This is a genomic window from Limosilactobacillus albertensis, assembly GCF_014145555.1.
In the GTDB taxonomy this organism is placed as follows: Bacteria; Bacillota; Bacilli; order Lactobacillales; family Lactobacillaceae; genus Limosilactobacillus; species Limosilactobacillus albertensis.
On the sequence record NZ_JACIVD010000062.1, the window covers coordinates 103449 to 121397 of the forward strand.

The following is a 17949-nucleotide window of genomic DNA, read 5'->3' on the forward strand; positions in this document are numbered from 1 at the left end:
AACAAGTTACATGCTACAATAAATTATGGTAAATAACTCGTGGGAGTGAGCAGAGATGCTCGCTCTTTTTATTGCAAATAATGGAGGTGACACGTTTGAGCAGTGTTGTAGAAACTGTAACAGATCTTGTAACGCCGATTTTACAAGACCATGATTTTTACTTGTATGATTTAGAATTTGTAAAAGAAGGTAAGAGCTGGTACCTCCGCGTTTACATTGATAAGGACGGCGGAATTACACTTGAAGACTGTGCTATTGTTAGTGATGAATTAAGTGAGGCATTAGACAATGTTGAACCTGATCCAATCCCACAGGCTTACTTTTTAGAGGTATCTTCACCAGGTGCAGAACGTCCGCTTAAGAAAGAAGAAGACTATCAGCGGGCAATTGATCATTACATTCACATTTCTCTTTACCAACAGATTAATGGTCAAAAAGTTTATGAAGGTACACTGACGCAATTATCAGAAAAAGAGATTACGTTAGATTACTTAGATAAGACTCGCCATCGGCAGATTACGATTGATCGTAAAAAAATTGCACAAGCCCGATTAGCGATTAAATTCTAGCATTAAAGGAGTGTCAAAAGTTGAGTAAGCCAAAGATTAATACTGAAATGATTGGCGCCCTAGATTATCTTGAAAAAGAAAAGGGTATCAAAAAAGAAATTGTTATTGAAGCATTGGAGCAGGCTTTAGAGTCCGCCTATAAGCAAAATTACGGTGATAAAAATGTCGAAGTAGAATTTAATTCTCTTACTGGCAATATTAAAGTGTATGCCGTAAAAACAATTACTGATGATGAAGAAGCGGTTGAAGCGGATAGTAACGAATTTATGAGTTTAGCCGATGCACGTAAACTTCCCCATGGTCAAGGGTATGATATTGGTGACGAGATTCGTGAAGAAGTTACTCCCCGTGACTTTGGACGAATTGCTGCTCAAACCGCAAAGCAAGTCGTAATGCAACGCCTTCGTGAAGAAGAACGAAAGATTATTTACGATAAGTACAAGACATATGAAAATGAAATTATTACGGGAGAAGTTTCTCGTGAAGATAAGCGCTTTACATATGTTGACTTAGGAGACGGAGTAGAAGGTGCGATGGGCTTTAGAGATAAGATGCCTAATGAGCATTACCGGGTTCATGATCGTATCCAAGTTTATGTAACAAAAGTAAATGACGATCGGCGTGGTCCGCAAATCTTTGTTAGTCGAACAGCCCCCGAATTATTAAAGCGATTATTTGAGCGTGAAGTACCTGAAATTAAGGACGGAACTGTCTTAATTGAAAATATTGCTCGCGAAGCTGGAGATCGTGCTAAAGTGGCTGTGTACTCAAATGATCCGAATGTTGATCCTGTCGGTACCTGTGTAGGCCCACGTGGTTCGCGTGTTCAAGCAATTGTTAATGAACTTGATGGCGAAAACATGGATATTGTTGAATATGTTAAGGATCCTGCTGAGTTTATTGCAAATGCTTTGAACCCAGCTGAAGTATTAGACGTTATTTTTAATGAGGATAAGCCGGCAACCGATACTGAAGACAGTACGACAGAAGAAGACGGTGAAGAGCAAGCTGAACGTTCATGCACAGTAGTTGTACCGGATAACCAGCTATCATTAGCAATTGGTAAACGGGGACAAAATGCACGATTAGCTGCACGGTTGACCAAGTATAAGATTGATATTAAATCAGCTTCTGAAATGGCAGAAAGTGACCAAGCAGCTGAAGATGAACCAATGGCTGATTCAGAAGAAGACGCAGAGAACAGTGAAGACTAACTATTAAAGTAATTATTAAGCAGCGGGGTGAAAATGATGAAAAAGAGAAAAATACCGATGCGTAAAGACATTGTTACTGGTGAAATGATGCCTAAGCGACAGTTAATTCGGGTAGTAAAAAATAAGGAAGATGAGGTTTCCTTAGACCCAACTGGTAAAAAGCCTGGCCGTGGTGCATATGTTGCAGTTGACGTTGAAATTGCAAAACGTGCTAAGAAAGAAAAAACTTTTGAAAAGGCCTTTCATGTTCAACTAGATGAATCATTCTATGATGAATTAATCAAGTATGCTGATCACTTACAGGCACGGCAAAAGTTATTTGGCAATGATCAAAAATAAACAATCGGTTTTAAACCTATTAGGAATTGCCCGACGAGCACGGCAACTCCAGAGCGGTGAAGAGATCGTTTTAAAAAATATTCAAACTAAAAAGGCAAAGTTTGTGTTCCTCGCATCTGATGCAGGAAGGGCAAGTGCTAAGAAAATTACTGATAAATGTAAGTTTTACAGTATTCCTTTCTCAACAGACTTTACAAGGAACCAGCTCAGTCAGGCGACGGGACAATCACGAACCGTTTTTTGTGTGATGCAATCAGGTTTTGCAAGAAAGTTTGAGGAACTACTAACGATGAAATAAGGAGCGTGAGCATATGGCTAAGGAACGAATTTATGAATTAGCTAAGGAATTAAAAATGCCTAGCAAGGACTTAGTTAATATGGCTAATCAACAAGGGATGGGAGTTAAAAGTCACATGTCTTCTGTTACCCCAGATCAGGCACAACAATTACGTCAACTTGCAAGTGGCGGACAAAAACCAACTAACAAGCAACAAGCTACTAAGCAAAAGCCACATAGTAGCAATAATAACAAGCAAAATAATCACCATGCACAAAATCATGGTGGTCAACATCAAGACAAGACGCAAAATGATCGTCCCCAAAAGAAAAATAACCACCAGAACAATGGTGGGACGTCAGATAATCATCAACATCAAAACAATAAGGGCGGTCGTTTCGGCGGTAGCTTGAATAACGATCAAGGTCGTAACGGCAAACGATTTAATAAGAAGAATAAGAAAAACAAAAAGCACAATAAGAATAAGCGGCTAAAGGAAGTAGCTCATAAGCAGCCTACGCAACGTAAGGATAAGCCGCTTCCAGAAGTATTAGAATATACCGATGGAATGAATGCTCAAGACTTAGGAAAAATTTTACACCGGTCCCCAGCTGAAATTGTTAAAAAACTATTTATGCTCGGTGTAATGATTAATCAAAATCAGTCACTTGATAAGGATACTATTGAATTATTAGCAACTGATTACGGTATTGAAGCTAAAGAAAAGGTTCAAGTCGATGTTTCAGATATCGATAAGATGTTTGAAGATGAGCAGAATAATACTGAAAATCAAGTTTCACGTCCTGCAGTTGTTACTGTAATGGGACACGTTGACCATGGTAAGACTACCTTGCTTGATAAGTTACGTCATTCTCATGTTACTGAACATGAAGCCGGGGGAATTACGCAGGAAATTGGTGCCTACCAAGTACATTATAACGACCATTTAATTACGTTCCTTGATACACCAGGTCATGCGGCCTTCACTGAAATGCGTGCGCGGGGAGCTAATATTACGGATATCACCGTTTTAGTTGTGGCAGCTGATGATGGTGTTATGCCGCAAACTGTCGAAGCTATTCACCACGCACAAGCAGCTGAAACACCGATTATTGTTGCAGTTAACAAGATTGATAAGCCCGGTGCTAATCCAGACCGTGTAACTGAAGAATTAGCCAAGTATAACTTAATCCCAGAAGACTGGGGTGGTGACACTATTTTTGTTAAGATTTCTGCTAAGTTTGGCAAGAACCTTGATGAATTGCTTGATATGATTCTCCTCCAAGCGGAAATGATGGAACTTAAAGCTAACCCAGATCAAAATGCAGCTGGTTCAGTTGTTGAAGCTCGGCTTGACCAAGGTCGTGGGTCTGTTGCAACTATTTTGGTTCAACAAGGGACACTTCATGTTGGAGACCCAATTGTTGTTGGTAATACATTTGGTCGTGTTCGGACAATGACTAACGAAAATGGTCGGCGGATTAAAGAAGCTACTCCATCCACACCTGTCGAAATTACGGGGTTAAATGAAGTCCCTGAAGCCGGGGATCGTTTTGTTGTCTTTGATGACGAAAAGACTGCCCGTGCCGCTGGTGAAGAGCGTGCTAAGCGGGCTATGGATAAAGAACGTCAAAAGACTTCCCATGTAACATTGGATAACCTATTTGCTACAATGAAGAAAGGTCAAATGAAGACACTGCCAATTATTATTAAGGCAGATGTTCAAGGATCTGTTGAGGCATTAAGCCAGAGCCTTCAAAAGATTAAAGTTGATGGTGTTCGAGTTGATATTATTCACCAAGCAGTTGGTGCAATTAATCAAAGCGATGTTACTTTAGCTGAAGCATCTAACGCGGTTATCATTGGATTTAACGTTCGGCCAACAGCTGTAGCTAAAACACTAGCTGATTCTAATAGTATTGATATCCGTCTTCATCGTGTTATCTACGATGCAATCGAAGAAGTTGAAGATGCGATGAAGGGAATGCTTGAACCAGTTTACAAAGAAGAAACAATTGGTCAAGTTGAAGTACGGCAAATCTATAAGGCTTCTAAGATCGGAACAATTGCTGGGGGAATGGTTACTTCTGGTAAGATTACCCGTGATGCAAAGGTACGATTAGTTCGTGATGGTGTTGTTATTTATGAAGGGGAACTAGGTAGTCTTAAACGCTTCAAAGATGATGTTAAAGAAGTTAAACAAGGTTATGAATGTGGTTTAACTATTGAAAACTATAATGACATCAAGGAAATGGATGTTATTGAAGCCTACAAGATGAAGGAAGTTCCTGTTAAGTAAAGCTGAGGGAGAGATAAAGATGCCAAGTAAACAATATCGAGTAGATCGTTTAGCTCAAGAAATTCAAAAAGACGTTGATGAAATCTTGTTAAAGCGCGTTCGTGATCCACGTGTGCAAAATGTTACAATTACAGGTGTGGATGTTACTGGTGATCTCCAGCAAGCAACTATTTACTATAGTATTTTGTCCGATCTTGCTTCAGATGCTGAAAAAGCACAAGCGGGATTAGATAAGGCAACTGGTCTGATTCGGAGTGAGTTAGGCGCACGTCTTAATATTTTCAAGACTCCGGAAATTAAATTTGTAAAAGACCCATCAGTTGCTTATGGTAGTCGGATTGATCAACTCATTAACGACTTACACAAAAAGGAAAAATAATTAGTAAAAAAGAGTTGTGACATAGGCTCTATTAATGATATAAAAGTGAACAACGCGGTATACAAATGGCATCTAAAGTCCGGTAAAGTCGAACTCTAGATGCCTATTTGTGATCGTTGGGCGTGAGAACAAAGCCACTTATGACGGCGATCACGCTCCCCTTTTGGAGGAATAATGATGGACGGAATAATCCCTTTATATAAAGAACGTGGTATGACTAGTTTCGCTTGTGTTAGTCGACTACGCCAAATTTTGAAAACTAAAAAAATTGGTCATTCGGGAACCCTTGATCCAGGGGTTGCAGGTGTTTTACCAATTTGTGTTGGCAACGCAACAAAGGTAGTCGACTATTTAATGAGTTCTGGAAAACAATACCAAGGAGAATTATTAATTGGTTTTGCAACCACTACTCAAGACCTTGATGGTGAAAAGGTTGCGGAGAAAACGGTTGAAAACGAGATTCCAACGAATAAAATTGTCGCAGCTATGAATAATCTTACTGGTCAGATTACCCAAATTCCACCGATGTACTCTGCTGTAAAAGTAAATGGCAAAAAGTTGTACGAATATGCGCGTGCCGGTGAAACTGTTGACCGACCTAAACGCCAAGTTAAAATAAATAAATTTGAGCTGCTTAGTTCAAAATATGATAAAGAAAATAAACAGCAACGAATTCGCTTTAATGTTGAATGTAGCAAGGGAACCTATATTCGAACGCTGGTTGTTGAACTTGCCCGTCAATTAGGTTATCCGGGCGTAATGAGTTTATTAACCCGATTAAAAAGCGGCGGATTTACATTGGATCAAACACTAAGCTTAGATGATGTGCGAGATGCAGTAGCTACACAAACTTTGCAACAATATATGTATCCATTGGATTATGCCTTAAAGGACTATCCACAGTTAACTCTTCAAACAGAACAGTGGAAAAAGGTTCAAAATGGGGGCTGGCTTGCGCCAAGTGAACTTAATACTGGTGAAAATGAAATTGTGTTATTATTTGATGGACAAGTAAAAGCACTATATCATTTAGATCCTAAAAATAATATGTATAAACCAACTAAAATGTTCGCAGTTAATTGAGGAGAGTGTAAGAGTTGCAAGTTATTAAAATTCACCATCCCTTTGATAAAAAAATGATTCCAGCAGGGCCAATTGTTCTTGCGATGGGCTTTTTTGATGGTGTTCATCGCGGTCACCAAGCAGTAATTGCTCGTGCTCGTGAAATTGCTCATGAAAAGGGATTGCCCTTAGCGGTTTTGACATATGACCATGCGCCTGGAGTGGTTTACCGTCAATATAAGGGTGGTTTTAAGTATTTATCGACAGTAAATCGAAAATTAGAATTGTTAGATAAATTAGGGGTTGACCTTGTTTATTTAATTAGTTTTACGTCATCTTTTGCCAGCTTGACACCTCAACAGTTTGTAGACCAGTATCTTGTTAGCTTTCATGCTCAAACAGTTGTCGCTGGCTTTGATCATACCTATGGGGAAGCAGAAGAAGCATCAATGGTCTTATTGCCTAAATATGCTGCTGGGCGGTTTGAAGTAGTAACAGTTCCTAAATTTACTGAGGATGGAACGCAAGAAAAAGTCGGTTCACGTGAAATTCGTCAACTGATTGATAACGGCAAAGTTGAAGCTGCTAATGGGGAACTAGGATATACTTACCAAACGACTGGTCTAGTAGTTCATGGTCTTGCTCGTGGACGGACCCTTGGCTTTCCCACTATTAACGTTGAGCACCCTCAAGAAGAGCGTCTTCCCGGAATTGGTGTTTATGCTGTAACTGTCAAAATTGGCGGTAAATGGTATAAAGGTATGGCTAGCGTTGGTCATAACATTACTTTTGGCGATGGAAACCAGCTTACCGTGGAAATTTATCTCTTTGATTTTCAACAAATGGTATATGGTGAAGAGGTAGTTGTGCGTTGGTATAAGTATTTACGTGGCGAAAAGAAATTTGATGGTGCCGATGCGTTAGTAGCACAAATGAAACGTGATGAACATGACGCCCGTCGCAAATTAAGTAAAATATAAAGGAAAAGAGGTTTGAATTTGCTGCCCATAAATATGTAGGCTAACTTTTCAAACCTCTTTTTGTAATTAATGCCGACTGCTATGATGATTGGTTGTCTGATTAATTTTATGAATATTTCGTTCAAACTTAAATCCGCCATCAGTAACTAATTTAAAGTGACGCATTTTACCATTGAAAGGCTTTCCATTTAGGCGGGCAGCCGTCCAGTTCCGCATAATATCTGTCATTGAGTTAAGGGCTTTTAGCTGTCCGAGATTATTTTCCTTAATGGCAGCATCCTTTATATCTGACTGGAGACGATAAATAAGATTGTTATGATATTCTAGCAGTTCATTAGTTAATGGAGCGTTACGGTATTTATTAAACAGTTTTTGAATTATTATCATTGCTTCTTTTGTATTCTGTGGCTGGATATAGCGCTGGTCTTTATGTTTCATGGATACTCTCCTTAAAAAATTGTTTGACGTTTCTTGACTTTTAGGGTGGTAATTGGTATATTATACAGTGTGTTTAGCACTTGACCCTAATGAGTGCTAAAAGGGGAAGTGATATTCAATGCTAACACAACGTCAGAAAAAGATTCTGCAAGCGATTGTACGTCAATATACCTCGACTGGTCAACCAGTCGGATCAAAACATTTAGCAGAAAAGTTGCCTTTTAAGGTCAGTTCAGCGACTGTCCGTAATGAGATGGCAGTTTTAGAAGACAATGATTTGATCTTAAAAGAGCACTCTTCGTCAGGTCGGGTTCCATCAAAGCGCGGTTATCGATATTATGTAGATAATTTGCTTGATCCACAGGCAGTTACGGATAATGATCTGGTTGTTATTCAAAACTCACTTGGAACCGGCTTCCAAAAGATTGACGAGATTATTTCGCACTCGGCAGATATCTTATCAAACTTAACTTCATATACTGCATTTACTTTAAAACCAGAACAAGAAAGCGTTCGGTTAAGCGGTTTTCGAGTAGTTCCACTTGGTAATCATAAAGTGATTGCTATTCTTGTAACTGATAGTGGCGAAGTTGAGAATCAATCATTCACTTTGCCACCAGACATTGATACTGATGCAATGCAAGCCGTTATCAGGATGATTAATGATCAGTTGGTTGGGCTTCCACTGTCTGAAGTAGTGAAACGACTAAAAGATGATATTCCGTTGCGGGTTTTGCATTATATGCATAGTCCTGATGGCTTTCTTGATATTTTTGATAATGTTTTATCCCAAGCAGCACGTGAAAGATTTTTTGTTGGCGGACGGTTAAACTTGCTTGATTTCGCAAGTACGCATGATCCCCATGTTATTCAATCTTTGTACGGACTGCTAGATAAAAATGATAATTTATCAAATATTCTTGATTCTACTCTTTCGTCAGATAATGGAGTTAATGTTAAAATCGGTCAAGAAATTTCTAAGAATAAGCTGCTAGATGATTATAGTTTAATTACAGCAAGCTATAACGTTGAACAGTATGGTCGAGGGATTATTGCAGTCCTTGGACCAACACGAATGCCGTATTCCAGAACAATCGGAATTGTAAATGCTTTTCGACAGGAATTAGCCAAACGGTTGTTAGATTTCTACCGTCACTATTATGATTCATAGGAGGCGAGTTAATTGGCCAAAGAAAAACAAGAAGATCAACAAAAACAAACGGTTGCTGAAAATGAAAAGGCACCAAAGAAAGAAACAAAAAAAGATGATTCTAATGAAAAATTAGATCAAACTTCAAAATTAAAAGAAGAAATTGCTAGTTTGAAGAAACAGCTTGCTGATAAAGATGACAAGTATTTGCGAGCAGAAGCAGAAATTCAAAATATGACAAACCGTTTTAATAAAGAACGGGCCCAAATCCTTAAATATGATGGTCAGGATTTAGCAAAGTCAATTTTACCTGTTCTTGACAATCTTAAGCGGGCATTAGCAATTGAAGTTGTTGATGATAACGGTAAACAACTAAAAAAGGGTATTCAAATGGTTCATGATCATCTAGTAAAAGCACTAAATGATCACGGTATTACTGAAATTAAAGCTGATGGCGAAACATTTGATCCGACCCTTCATCAGGCAGTCCAAACTGTTCCGGTTGAAGAAGGTCAAAGTCCTGAAACAGTTGTTAATGTTCTTCAAGCTGGATATCAACTAAAGGATCGGGTACTACGCCCTGCAATGGTAGTTGTAGCTCAATAAATTAGTGAGAGAAGGAATTAAATTATGGCAAGTAATAAGATTATTGGTATTGATTTAGGTACTACTAACTCTGCGGTTGCTGTTATGGAAGGTAATGAACCTAAGATTATCACCAACCCAGAAGGAAGTCGGACGACACCATCTGTTGTTTCATTTAAAAACGGTGAAACCCAGGTTGGGGAAGTAGCAAAGCGGCAAGCAATTACTAACCCTAACACGATCTCATCCATCAAGAGTCACATGGGTGAAGCAGGCTATACTGTTGAAGTTGATGGCAAGAAGTACACACCACAAGAAATTTCAGCAATGATCTTGCAATACATTAAGAAGTATGCTGAAGATTACATTGGTGATACGGTTACCCAAGCAGTTATTACTGTTCCTGCATACTTTAACGACGCACAACGGCAAGCCACTAAAGATGCTGGTAAGATTGCTGGTTTAGATGTTAAGCGGATTATCAACGAACCAACTGCTTCATCATTAGCTTATGGTCTTGATAAGAAGGACAAAGATGAAAAGATCCTTGTTTACGACCTTGGTGGTGGAACGTTTGATGTTTCTATTCTTGAATTAGGTGATGGTGTCTTCCAAGTACTTTCCACTAATGGTGATACTCATTTAGGTGGGGATGACTTTGACCAAAAGATTATGGACTGGTTAATTGCTGGTTTCAAAGAAGAACACGGTGTTGACCTATCTCAAGATAAGATGGCTCTTCAACGACTAAAGGACGCTGCTGAAAAGGCTAAGAAAGACTTGTCTGGTGTTCAGGAAGCTCAAATTAGCTTACCATTTATCTCTGCTGGTGAAAATGGCCCATTACACTTGGAAAAGACCTTAAGTCGGGCACAATTTAACCAATTAACTAATGACTTAGTTGAACGAACAAAACAACCAGTACTAAATGCTTTGAAGGATGCAGATCTTACTTTTGATGACATTGATGAAGTTATCTTAAATGGTGGTTCTACTCGTATCCCTGCTGTTCAAGAAATGGTTAAGGAATTAACGGGCAAGGAACCTAACCACTCAATTAACCCTGATGAAGCCGTTGCCTTAGGTGCTGCCATTCAAGGTGGTGTCCTTACTGGTGACGTTAAGGATGTTGTTTTACTTGATGTTACGCCACTTTCACTTGGTATTGAAACTATGGGTGGTGTATTCACTAAATTAATTGATCGTAATACAACTATTCCTACTTCAAAGAGTCAAATCTTCTCAACTGCCGCTGATAACCAACCAGCTGTTGATATTCATGTTCTTCAAGGTGAGCGTCCAATGGCAGCAGATAATAAGACGTTAGGTAATTTCCAATTAACAGATATTCCTGCTGCTCCTCGTGGTGTTCCTCAAATTAAGGTTACATTTGATATCGATAAAAACGGTATTGTAAATGTTTCAGCTGAAGACCAAGGAACTCATAAGAAGCAAAACATTACTATTAAGTCTAACTCCGGCTTAAGTGATGAAGAAATTGAGCGAATGAAGAAAGATGCTGAAGAGCACGCTGAAGCTGATAAGAAGAAGAAAGAAGAAGTCGACTTAAAGAATGAAGTAGATCAAGAACTCTTCCAAGTTGATAAGACTTTGAAAGAAGTTAAGGGCAAGGTTCCTGAAGATGACATTAAAAAGGCTGAAAGTGCTCGTGATGAATTAAAGAAGGCTAAAGAAAGTGGTAACCTTGATGAGATGAAGTCAAAGAAAGATGCCTTAAATAAGGTTATTCAAGATCTTAGTGTAAAGCTTTATCAACAAGCTCAAGGTGCCCAAGGCGGTGCTGCTAATGGTCAGCCTGGTGGTAATAACCAACAAAATGGTAACAACAATGGTAATGATGATAATACTGTTGATGGTGATTTTAAGGACGTTACACCAGACGACAAGAAATAGCCTGCGGTAAACAGTCTTAAAATGTTAGTGTAAAAGCCAAAGGCCAGAAAAAAGGACTTTGGCTTTTACTTTCGTTTGCTGGCTGTGGTATAACTAAACAAGCAATAAAATAATGAGGTATTTATATGGCAGAACAAGATTATTATGACATTTTAGGTGTCTCTAAGGATGCATCCGAAAAAGACATCAAGCGTGCATATCGCCGGCTTGCGGCAAAATACCACCCAGATGTTAACCACGAGCCTGGTGCAGAAGAAAAATTTAAAAAGATTAATGAGGCCTATGAGACACTGAGCGATAGTCAAAAGCGCGCTCAATACGACCAGTTTGGATCGGCTGGTCCTCAAGGTGGTGGTCAAGGCTTCGGCGGCTTTGGCGGTGGTCAAGCATATTCTAACTTTGGTGGCGGCTTTGATGACATCTTTAGCCAATTTTTCGGTGGCGGTGGCCGTTCTCGTCGTGACCCGACTGCCCCACGTCAGGGACGCGATTTACAATATTCAATGACACTTGATTTTATGGATGCAGTTTTTGGTAAAACTACAACTATTAAGTATGATCGTGATGTAGAATGTAAAACTTGTCATGGTACTGGTGCCAAACCAGGTAAATCGCCGGTAACTTGTCCTCGTTGTCACGGTGCTGGAGTAATTACCAGTGTTCGGCAAACGCCGCTTGGTAATATGCAGACTCAAACGACTTGTCCAGAGTGTAACGGATCTGGGAAGATTATCAAACCAGAAGATCGTTGTGAGACTTGTCATGGTGCTGGCCATGTTCATGAACGGCATGAACTCGAAGTAAAAGTTCCTGCTGGAGTTGATGATGGGCAACAAATGCGCCTTCAACACCAGGGCGATGCAGGTGAAAATGGTGGTCCTGCTGGAGACTTATACATTGTTTTCCGTGTAACACCAAGTCGAGAATTCCGTCGTGACGGTTCCACAATTTATGTTGATCGTGATATTTCGTTTGCTCAGGCTGCATTGGGGGACGAGGTAAAAGTTAAAACTGTTCACGGGGATGTAGATCTTAAGATTCCAGCTGGTACACAGTCAGAAACTAATTTCCGATTACGTGGCAAAGGGGTTCCTCATCTTAACGGTAATGGCAATGGTGATGAACATGTTACCGTCCATGTTAAAACCCCTAAGAGCCTCAACAAGCGCCAACGTGAAGCCATGTTAGCTTTTGCAGCTGCTAGTGGTGAAAATGTTAAGGGTGTTAAGAAGACAGTTCTTGATAAGCTACGTGATGCATTTGAGGATAAATAAATACTTTTATGAAGCAGGGAAGGATTAAGTTTTTTCTCTGCTTCTTGTATTTCCTACTTATGTTATCTAGTAGAAGTTTTTCCATTGTAAACGGGGATTTGGTATACTAGATAAAGAATATTCGTTGAAAGTGAGTCTTTTTAAATGAACCTAGAAGAAATGAAAGAACGTCAAAAACACATTCGAAATTTCTCGATTGTTGCCCATATCGATCATGGAAAATCAACTCTTGCTGATCGAATTTTGGAAATGACTGATTCAATTAGCAAACGTGAGATGAAAAACCAGATTCTTGATGATATGCCATTAGAGCGAGAGCGAGGAATCACAATTAAATTAAATGCGGTGGCATTAACGTACCATGCTAAAGATGGTGAGGACTATATTTTCCATTTAATCGATACGCCAGGACATGTAGATTTCTCTTATGAGGTGTCACGCTCGCTTGCTGCCTGTGAAGGAGCGGTCTTAGTAGTTGATGCTACCCAGGGAGTGGAGGCACAAACACTCGCAAATGTTTATTTAGCTCTTGATAATGACCTTGAAATCCTGCCAGTTATCAACAAAATTGATTTACCATCTGCAGATCCTGAGGGGACTAAGAAACAAATTGAAGATGAGATTGGTCTCGATACAGATGAGGCAGTTGATATTAGTGCAAAAACGGGAATGGGCGTTGATGAGGTCCTTGAAAAAATTGTAAAGGATGTTCCAGCTCCAACTGGTGACTTAACTGCACCACTAAAAGCCCTTATTTTTGACTCTAAATATGATGATTACCGCGGGGTGGTACTTAGTGTACGGGTAGTAGAAGGAACCGTTAAGAAAGGCGATCGGATTAAGTTAATGAACGGGGGCACTGAATATGAAGTTGCTGAAGTTGGTATTAATTCGCCTAAACCATTGGCCCGTGATGTCTTAATGGCGGGAGATGTTGGTTATATTACTGCCGCAATAAAGGACATTAAGGATACCCGAGTTGGTGATACCGTTACTAGTGCAGATAATCCGACTGAAAAACCCTTAGAAGGTTATCGTCAAATGACACCAATGGTATATGCAGGGCTTTACCCAACAGATAATGCTAAATTTAATGATTTGCGTGATGCGTTAGAAAAACTTCAGCTTAATGATGCGGCGTTAACATTTGAACCAGAATCATCACAGGCACTTGGTTTTGGTTTCCGTTGTGGTTTCTTGGGATTGCTTCACATGGATGTCATTCAAGAACGTTTGGAACGGGAATTTAATCTTGATTTAATTACAACCGCGCCATCTGTTACCTACCATGTTGAATTAGCGGATGGAACGACCAAGGAAGTTGAAAATCCAGCTGAGATGCCTGATGCTTCCTCAATTAAGGCAATAAAAGAACCGTATGTCCGTGCATCAATCATGGTACCAAATGATTATGTTGGGCCAGTGATGGAATTATGCCAACGTAAACGCGGGGACTTTGATACGATGGAATATCTAAGTGACACGCGGGTAAACGTTATTTATCATATTCCTTTATCAGAAATTATTTTTGACTTTTTTGATAAACTAAAGAGTTCTACTCGTGGATATGCTTCTTTGGACTATGAAATTGATGGTTATCGACCAAGTAGCCTAGTTAAGATCGACATTTTGCTTAATGGAGATAAGGTTGATGCATTAAGCTTCATTGCCCACCGTGATTTTGCGGCTGAACGGGGTCGTGAAATTACAGCTAAATTAAAGAAGATTATCCCACGGCAAAACTTTGAAATTCCAATTCAAGCTGCAATTGGTTCTAAGATTATTGCACGAACTAATATTAAGGCTTATCGAAAAGATGTTACTGCACGAATCCATACTGGTGATCCAGATCGGCGTGCTAAATTATTAGATAAGCAAAAGCGAGGAAAGAAACGAATGAAGGCTGTTGGAAAAGTTGATATTCCTCAGGCCGCCTTTATGGCCGTTTTGAAGACCGATGAGCAATTGGATGAGAAGTAAACGTTGATGTAAAGGCGTTTCTAACTTGCTAAATTTCACAAAGTAGACCAATTTATAGACCAATTAAAGTATTTTGCCCACCATTTGCCCACATGAAGTACCTTCGTGGGCAAGACGTAAGATACTTTGTGGGCAAATGGTGGGCAAGATTTTACATTTTAGCTATTTGATCAAATAGATTTGCTGTTTGATGTTTCTTCTTATTGCTAAGATGGACATAGGTATCTAGAGTGGTGGCAATTTTGTTATGGCCCAATCGTACTTGGACCTCTTTAGCAGATGCACCCGCTTCTAGTAACATGGTTGCGTGGGTATGACGCAAACTATGGAAATTAAATGGGAAACCTAGCTCTTTAGTGACGGTACTTGCATAGTACTTAATCGAATTGGGAGTGACAGGTTTCCCATTTTCTTTTGTACATACAAAGTTAGATTCATGGTAATTTTTACCATATCGTAAACGATTTTCATTTTGTAGTCGCCGCTGAACTTTAAGCGCATGGATAAGTTGATCACCGATTGCAATTGTTCGATAACTGGCGGCTGTTTTTAGTTTTCCAAGTCGAACATCCGTTTTGGAATACTGTTTCATCTGCTGAGTAACATTAATTTCAGCATCTGGTAAACTAACATTATCCCATTCAAGACCGGCTACTTCTCCACGCCTCATTCCAGTATAAAAGCTGATTAAAAGGGGAAGGTGAAATGGGTGGCCAAGAGGAAATTGCTCTAAAAGTTGATTAAATTGTTGTAGGGTAATAATTTTTAGATCTTCTCGTGTAGTTTTAGGATGGTTATATTTTGGCTGCCGGACATATTCTGCAGGTGATTGAGTAAGAATATGCCAGGGATGGACTGCTTGTCGAAAACCTTCCTTGATAACCATAAGAATAATTTCAACAGTATGACCATGCAATTGAGTGTGATCTGGTTTATACTCTGTTGAATCAGCAATTTTGTTAATAGTCTTCTGAATTAATTCTGGAGTGACTTTTTGAAGCTGATATATCCCTAGGGTAGGGTGGATATATTTATCGATTACATGCCGATAGTTTAACTGGGTATTCTTAGAGAGATTAGTTAAGACATAATTGTTATACCAAAATTCAAAATAATCATGAGTTGAGATTTTATCGGTATTAGTTATTGAACCAGTATTTTCATAAAGTTCTAATGCTACTCGTAAACGGTGCAGTGCTTCTTTATAGGAATCGCCTCCAACTCGCTCATATTGTCGCCTTTTTCCATCTTTGTCAGCAATATCAAAGCGGTAGTACCATTTTTTACCACGCTTTCTAACATTACCATTCATAGTAAAACTCCTTTCTGTTATAATAAAAACATGCTGAGGGTGTACTCCACCCCTGGTATCTCAACACTTACCTCAATGATCAGCCGGCCAAAGTTGGATCATTGAGGTTTTAATGTTTAAAATTTAATAGTATATTGTAGGTGTAGCACTTTTACCTTCATTAATTGTCATTTGAGTAACATGTAAAGGAAAAATATTGTTCTTCATATTAAAACAATTCTTTCCAGGATCGTAGTCTTTGATAAAATTCATTTTCTTAAATGACATTAAAGTTTCATGAACTACTTGCCTTAGGAGTGCTAGATGTAACTCTTTGAAGGGAATTCCAGGCATGTTTGGCATTTTAGTTGCTTGTAAAGAATATATATCATTCTTTAAGTTATAGTATTTTTCGTTAAGCTCAGGGTCAATATGAGCTCCGCCGTCTTTATTTACAATAAACTTAACAAGTTCTTTTCTTGTAAATGAGGTATCCGAAGCAATTAAAATTCTTCCGTTCCACCAATGCTCAAAATTAATATAGTGACCAATTTCTAAATCCTTTTCGTAGCATGATGGAAGATAAACATATTTGCCAGCAACAAATGCATTAGTAACACTTCCCCCGTATAAAACAGGCTTTTCCCCAAATTGACAAGTAGATAAGAATTTATTCTTATTAACTTCAGGAATAAGGTTTATAAGTATGTCTCCATAGCTTTGCTGATAAAATAAAGTACGTAATTGTGGAGTAGCCATTTTTATGGCTGACCTTTCTCCATTATCATATAATTTTGCTGCATAATTTAAGAATTTAAGCTGTTCAATAAAAGCATCATAATATTCGCTTTGTGATCTTCTTATTTTTCTGTTAACCATTGAGGTGACTCCTTTGAATAAAAATATTATTATTGTTAATGATAAAAAAGATATTGATAATATTACTGAATTGGAATCTTTTTATTCAGAATTTCCAACTGATAGTAATATAGGCATTGATGAGCTAAAGGCACTGATGACTGGAAAAGCCTTAATAGATGTATCTGATGGTGAGTATATACATTGGTTACAGCTAGATAAACATGCTTTAAGATTTGCAAAGACTATACTAGAAAAATAACTTGTAATTACAATACTTTCATCCCCTGTCACAGCAGGGGATGTTTTTCATTTAAAGTTAATTTTGCTTCTTTAGATTCTTAATCCATTTAATAATCTCTTTACGTTCTTCCTCAGTTGCTTTTGGATCAATTGAGGCGTGGATAGTTTCTATCTTAGATTGGTTGTTACTATTTACAGTAGATTCTTTATTCATTAAGTAACTACCTCCAACTATTTGCCCTTAAAATAAACATCTAACACACGAATGAGATCAACAATCTGCATTCCCTTTTTTCGGGCTTCATCACCAACGTAAGTATTTCCTTCTAGCTCAAGAGGACCACCTTGAAGTAATGAACCTGCAATGTTACATAAATAAACGTAAAAATCCGTTTCTTCCTTCATTCTTGCTCTCCTCTTTTGATAACCTCGTCACCGACATGGATTTCTAGATCAGTGGAGTTAGGCAATCCACCAGTAATTTGATCTGGGTCAACGTTTAGGTCGCTTTGGACTGTTTCGTTGAGTCCTAAAGCATTAATAGCTGTTAATGCTGGAGTCCTTTGTAGAATCGAGTTATAGGAAGAAGTGTGCTCAATGGGCGCATCAGCAATTGCCATCCGAGGATAAACTCTAGATACGATAACCGTTCCCTTCGGTATATCAAGTGTCCCTAAATTTTCTCCCGTATCAGGATCGGTTACTGGATCAGTGCCAAACTTATCGATGATTTCTAGAGTGTCTCCTTCTTTTAAGCCAGCATTGCTTCCGGCATTAACAACAATTTGTTTTGTGCTAATTATTTTTGCTACCTTCATTTTTTTGCTCAATTTCTGCCATCTCCTTTAATAAATCAAATTGCTGCTTGACTTCTAATAACTTGTCTTCAGGTAATTTTGTGGATAGAACTCTAATAAAAAAGTCTTTAAGCTCAATTTGCGATTTCAATCTTTGTTTATCGTTCATATCAATTCTGTGCTGATTAAGAAGTCCATCGTATCTCTGCTCTAAATTTTTAATCTGGTAGAATAGCTTAACTTCATTTGCAATTGTTCCTATAATATATATAAGGAATATCCCAAGAACGTACGTAATAA

Annotated in this window: 21 protein-coding genes; 14 read left to right on the plus strand and 7 right to left on the minus strand. The window is 38.6% G+C overall.

Going from position 1 to position 17949, the window contains the following annotated elements; translation table 11 throughout:
- Positions 1-95: 95 nt before the first annotated feature.
- The 8 genes from rimP (at position 96) to ribF (ending at position 7119) form a co-directional block, all read left to right on the plus strand.
- Positions 96-569 (plus strand): ribosome maturation factor RimP, encoded by a 474-nt coding sequence (gene rimP / locus H5S41_RS05990; RefSeq protein ID WP_153709765.1) that lies wholly within the window; start codon positions 96-98, stop codon positions 567-569.
- A gap of 20 nt (positions 570-589) precedes the next feature.
- Positions 590-1783, plus strand: coding sequence for a transcription termination factor NusA (gene nusA, locus H5S41_RS05995; RefSeq protein ID WP_182602695.1), 1194 nt, complete (start codon positions 590-592; stop codon positions 1781-1783).
- Between the two features lie 36 nt (positions 1784-1819).
- Positions 1820-2122, plus strand: a complete 303-nt coding sequence (gene rnpM / locus H5S41_RS06000) for an RNase P modulator RnpM (RefSeq protein ID WP_153709817.1) — start codon at positions 1820-1822, stop codon at positions 2120-2122.
- Positions 2109-2420 (plus strand): L7Ae/L30e/S12e/Gadd45 family ribosomal protein, encoded by a 312-nt coding sequence (locus H5S41_RS06005; RefSeq protein WP_182602696.1) that lies wholly within the window; start codon positions 2109-2111, stop codon positions 2418-2420. Before rnpM ends, H5S41_RS06005 begins: the two co-directional genes overlap by 14 nt.
- Before the next feature lie 13 nt (positions 2421-2433).
- Positions 2434-4698, plus strand: coding sequence for a translation initiation factor IF-2 (gene infB / locus H5S41_RS06010; protein ID WP_182597894.1), 2265 nt, complete (start codon positions 2434-2436; stop codon positions 4696-4698).
- A 19-nt stretch (positions 4699-4717) separates the two neighbouring features.
- Positions 4718-5077: a 30S ribosome-binding factor RbfA gene (gene rbfA / locus H5S41_RS06015; RefSeq protein ID WP_153709761.1), complete on the plus strand. Its 360-nt coding sequence runs from the start codon at positions 4718-4720 to the stop codon at positions 5075-5077.
- A 177-nt stretch (positions 5078-5254) separates the two neighbouring features.
- Positions 5255-6160 (plus strand): tRNA pseudouridine(55) synthase TruB, encoded by a 906-nt coding sequence (truB, locus tag H5S41_RS06020; protein WP_182602697.1) that lies wholly within the window; start codon positions 5255-5257, stop codon positions 6158-6160.
- A 14-nt stretch (positions 6161-6174) separates the two neighbouring features.
- Complete coding sequence (gene ribF, locus H5S41_RS06025) at positions 6175-7119, plus strand: riboflavin biosynthesis protein RibF (protein WP_182602698.1); 945 nt, start codon at positions 6175-6177, stop codon at positions 7117-7119.
- 66 nt (positions 7120-7185) lie between these two features.
- On the opposite strand, the gene H5S41_RS06030 is transcribed toward ribF, so the two are convergent.
- A complete protein-coding gene (locus H5S41_RS06030; RefSeq protein WP_182602699.1) occupies positions 7186-7557 on the minus strand; it encodes a hypothetical protein in 372 nt (123 codons plus the stop codon).
- A gap of 118 nt (positions 7558-7675) precedes the next feature.
- Here H5S41_RS06030 and hrcA point away from each other — a divergent pair, with 118 nt between their 5' ends.
- The 5 genes from hrcA to lepA all read left to right on the plus strand — a co-directional run bounded on the left by hrcA (position 7676) and on the right by lepA (position 14460).
- Positions 7676-8728 (plus strand): heat-inducible transcriptional repressor HrcA, encoded by a 1053-nt coding sequence (hrcA, locus tag H5S41_RS06035; protein ID WP_182602700.1) that lies wholly within the window; start codon positions 7676-7678, stop codon positions 8726-8728.
- 12 nt (positions 8729-8740) lie between these two features.
- Entirely contained in the window at positions 8741-9313 is a 573-nt protein-coding gene (gene grpE, locus H5S41_RS06040; RefSeq protein WP_153709756.1) for a nucleotide exchange factor GrpE, read from the plus strand.
- A gap of 24 nt (positions 9314-9337) precedes the next feature.
- Positions 9338-11206: a molecular chaperone DnaK gene (gene dnaK, locus H5S41_RS06045; protein ID WP_182602701.1), complete on the plus strand. Its 1869-nt coding sequence runs from the start codon at positions 9338-9340 to the stop codon at positions 11204-11206.
- Positions 11207-11331: 125 nt separating this feature from the next.
- Positions 11332-12480, plus strand: a complete 1149-nt coding sequence (gene dnaJ / locus H5S41_RS06050; RefSeq protein WP_182602702.1) for a molecular chaperone DnaJ — start codon at positions 11332-11334, stop codon at positions 12478-12480.
- Between the two features lie 144 nt (positions 12481-12624).
- The gene (gene lepA, locus H5S41_RS06055) at positions 12625-14460 is read left to right on the plus strand and encodes a translation elongation factor 4 (protein ID WP_153709753.1); all 1836 of its coding nucleotides are present in this window, start codon (positions 12625-12627) and stop codon (positions 14458-14460) included.
- Positions 14461-14611: 151 nt separating this feature from the next.
- Here lepA and H5S41_RS06060 read toward each other — a convergent pair whose 3' ends face one another.
- Together H5S41_RS06060 and H5S41_RS06065 are read right to left on the minus strand one after the other, a co-directional pair.
- Entirely contained in the window at positions 14612-15772 is a 1161-nt protein-coding gene (locus H5S41_RS06060) for a site-specific integrase (RefSeq protein ID WP_035152837.1), read from the minus strand.
- Positions 15773-15895: 123 nt separating this feature from the next.
- A complete protein-coding gene (locus H5S41_RS06065; RefSeq protein WP_086132041.1) occupies positions 15896-16630 on the minus strand; it encodes a response regulator in 735 nt (244 codons plus the stop codon).
- Positions 16631-16634: 4 nt separating this feature from the next.
- Here H5S41_RS06065 and H5S41_RS06070 point away from each other — a divergent pair, with 4 nt between their 5' ends.
- Positions 16635-16871, plus strand: coding sequence for a hypothetical protein (locus H5S41_RS06070; RefSeq protein ID WP_035152832.1), 237 nt, complete (start codon positions 16635-16637; stop codon positions 16869-16871).
- Positions 16872-16928: 57 nt separating this feature from the next.
- Here the strand turns inward: H5S41_RS06070 and H5S41_RS06075 are convergent, their stop codons facing one another.
- The 4 genes from H5S41_RS06075 to H5S41_RS06090 are packed head-to-tail and all read right to left on the minus strand — an operon-like array spanning position 16929 to position 17818.
- Entirely contained in the window at positions 16929-17066 is a 138-nt protein-coding gene (locus H5S41_RS06075) for a hypothetical protein (RefSeq protein WP_172397149.1), read from the minus strand.
- A gap of 17 nt (positions 17067-17083) precedes the next feature.
- On the minus strand, positions 17084-17257 hold the full coding sequence (locus H5S41_RS06080) for a hypothetical protein (protein WP_172397148.1): 174 nt from the start codon (positions 17255-17257) through the stop codon (positions 17084-17086).
- Positions 17254-17682: a FlgT C-terminal domain-containing protein gene (locus H5S41_RS06085; protein WP_086132040.1), complete on the minus strand. Its 429-nt coding sequence runs from the start codon at positions 17680-17682 to the stop codon at positions 17254-17256. The genes H5S41_RS06080 and H5S41_RS06085 overlap by 4 nt, the downstream gene beginning before the upstream one ends.
- Entirely contained in the window at positions 17648-17818 is a 171-nt protein-coding gene (locus H5S41_RS06090) for a hypothetical protein (protein ID WP_182602703.1), read from the minus strand. The genes H5S41_RS06085 and H5S41_RS06090 overlap by 35 nt, the downstream gene beginning before the upstream one ends.
- Positions 17819-17949 lie beyond the last annotated feature (131 nt).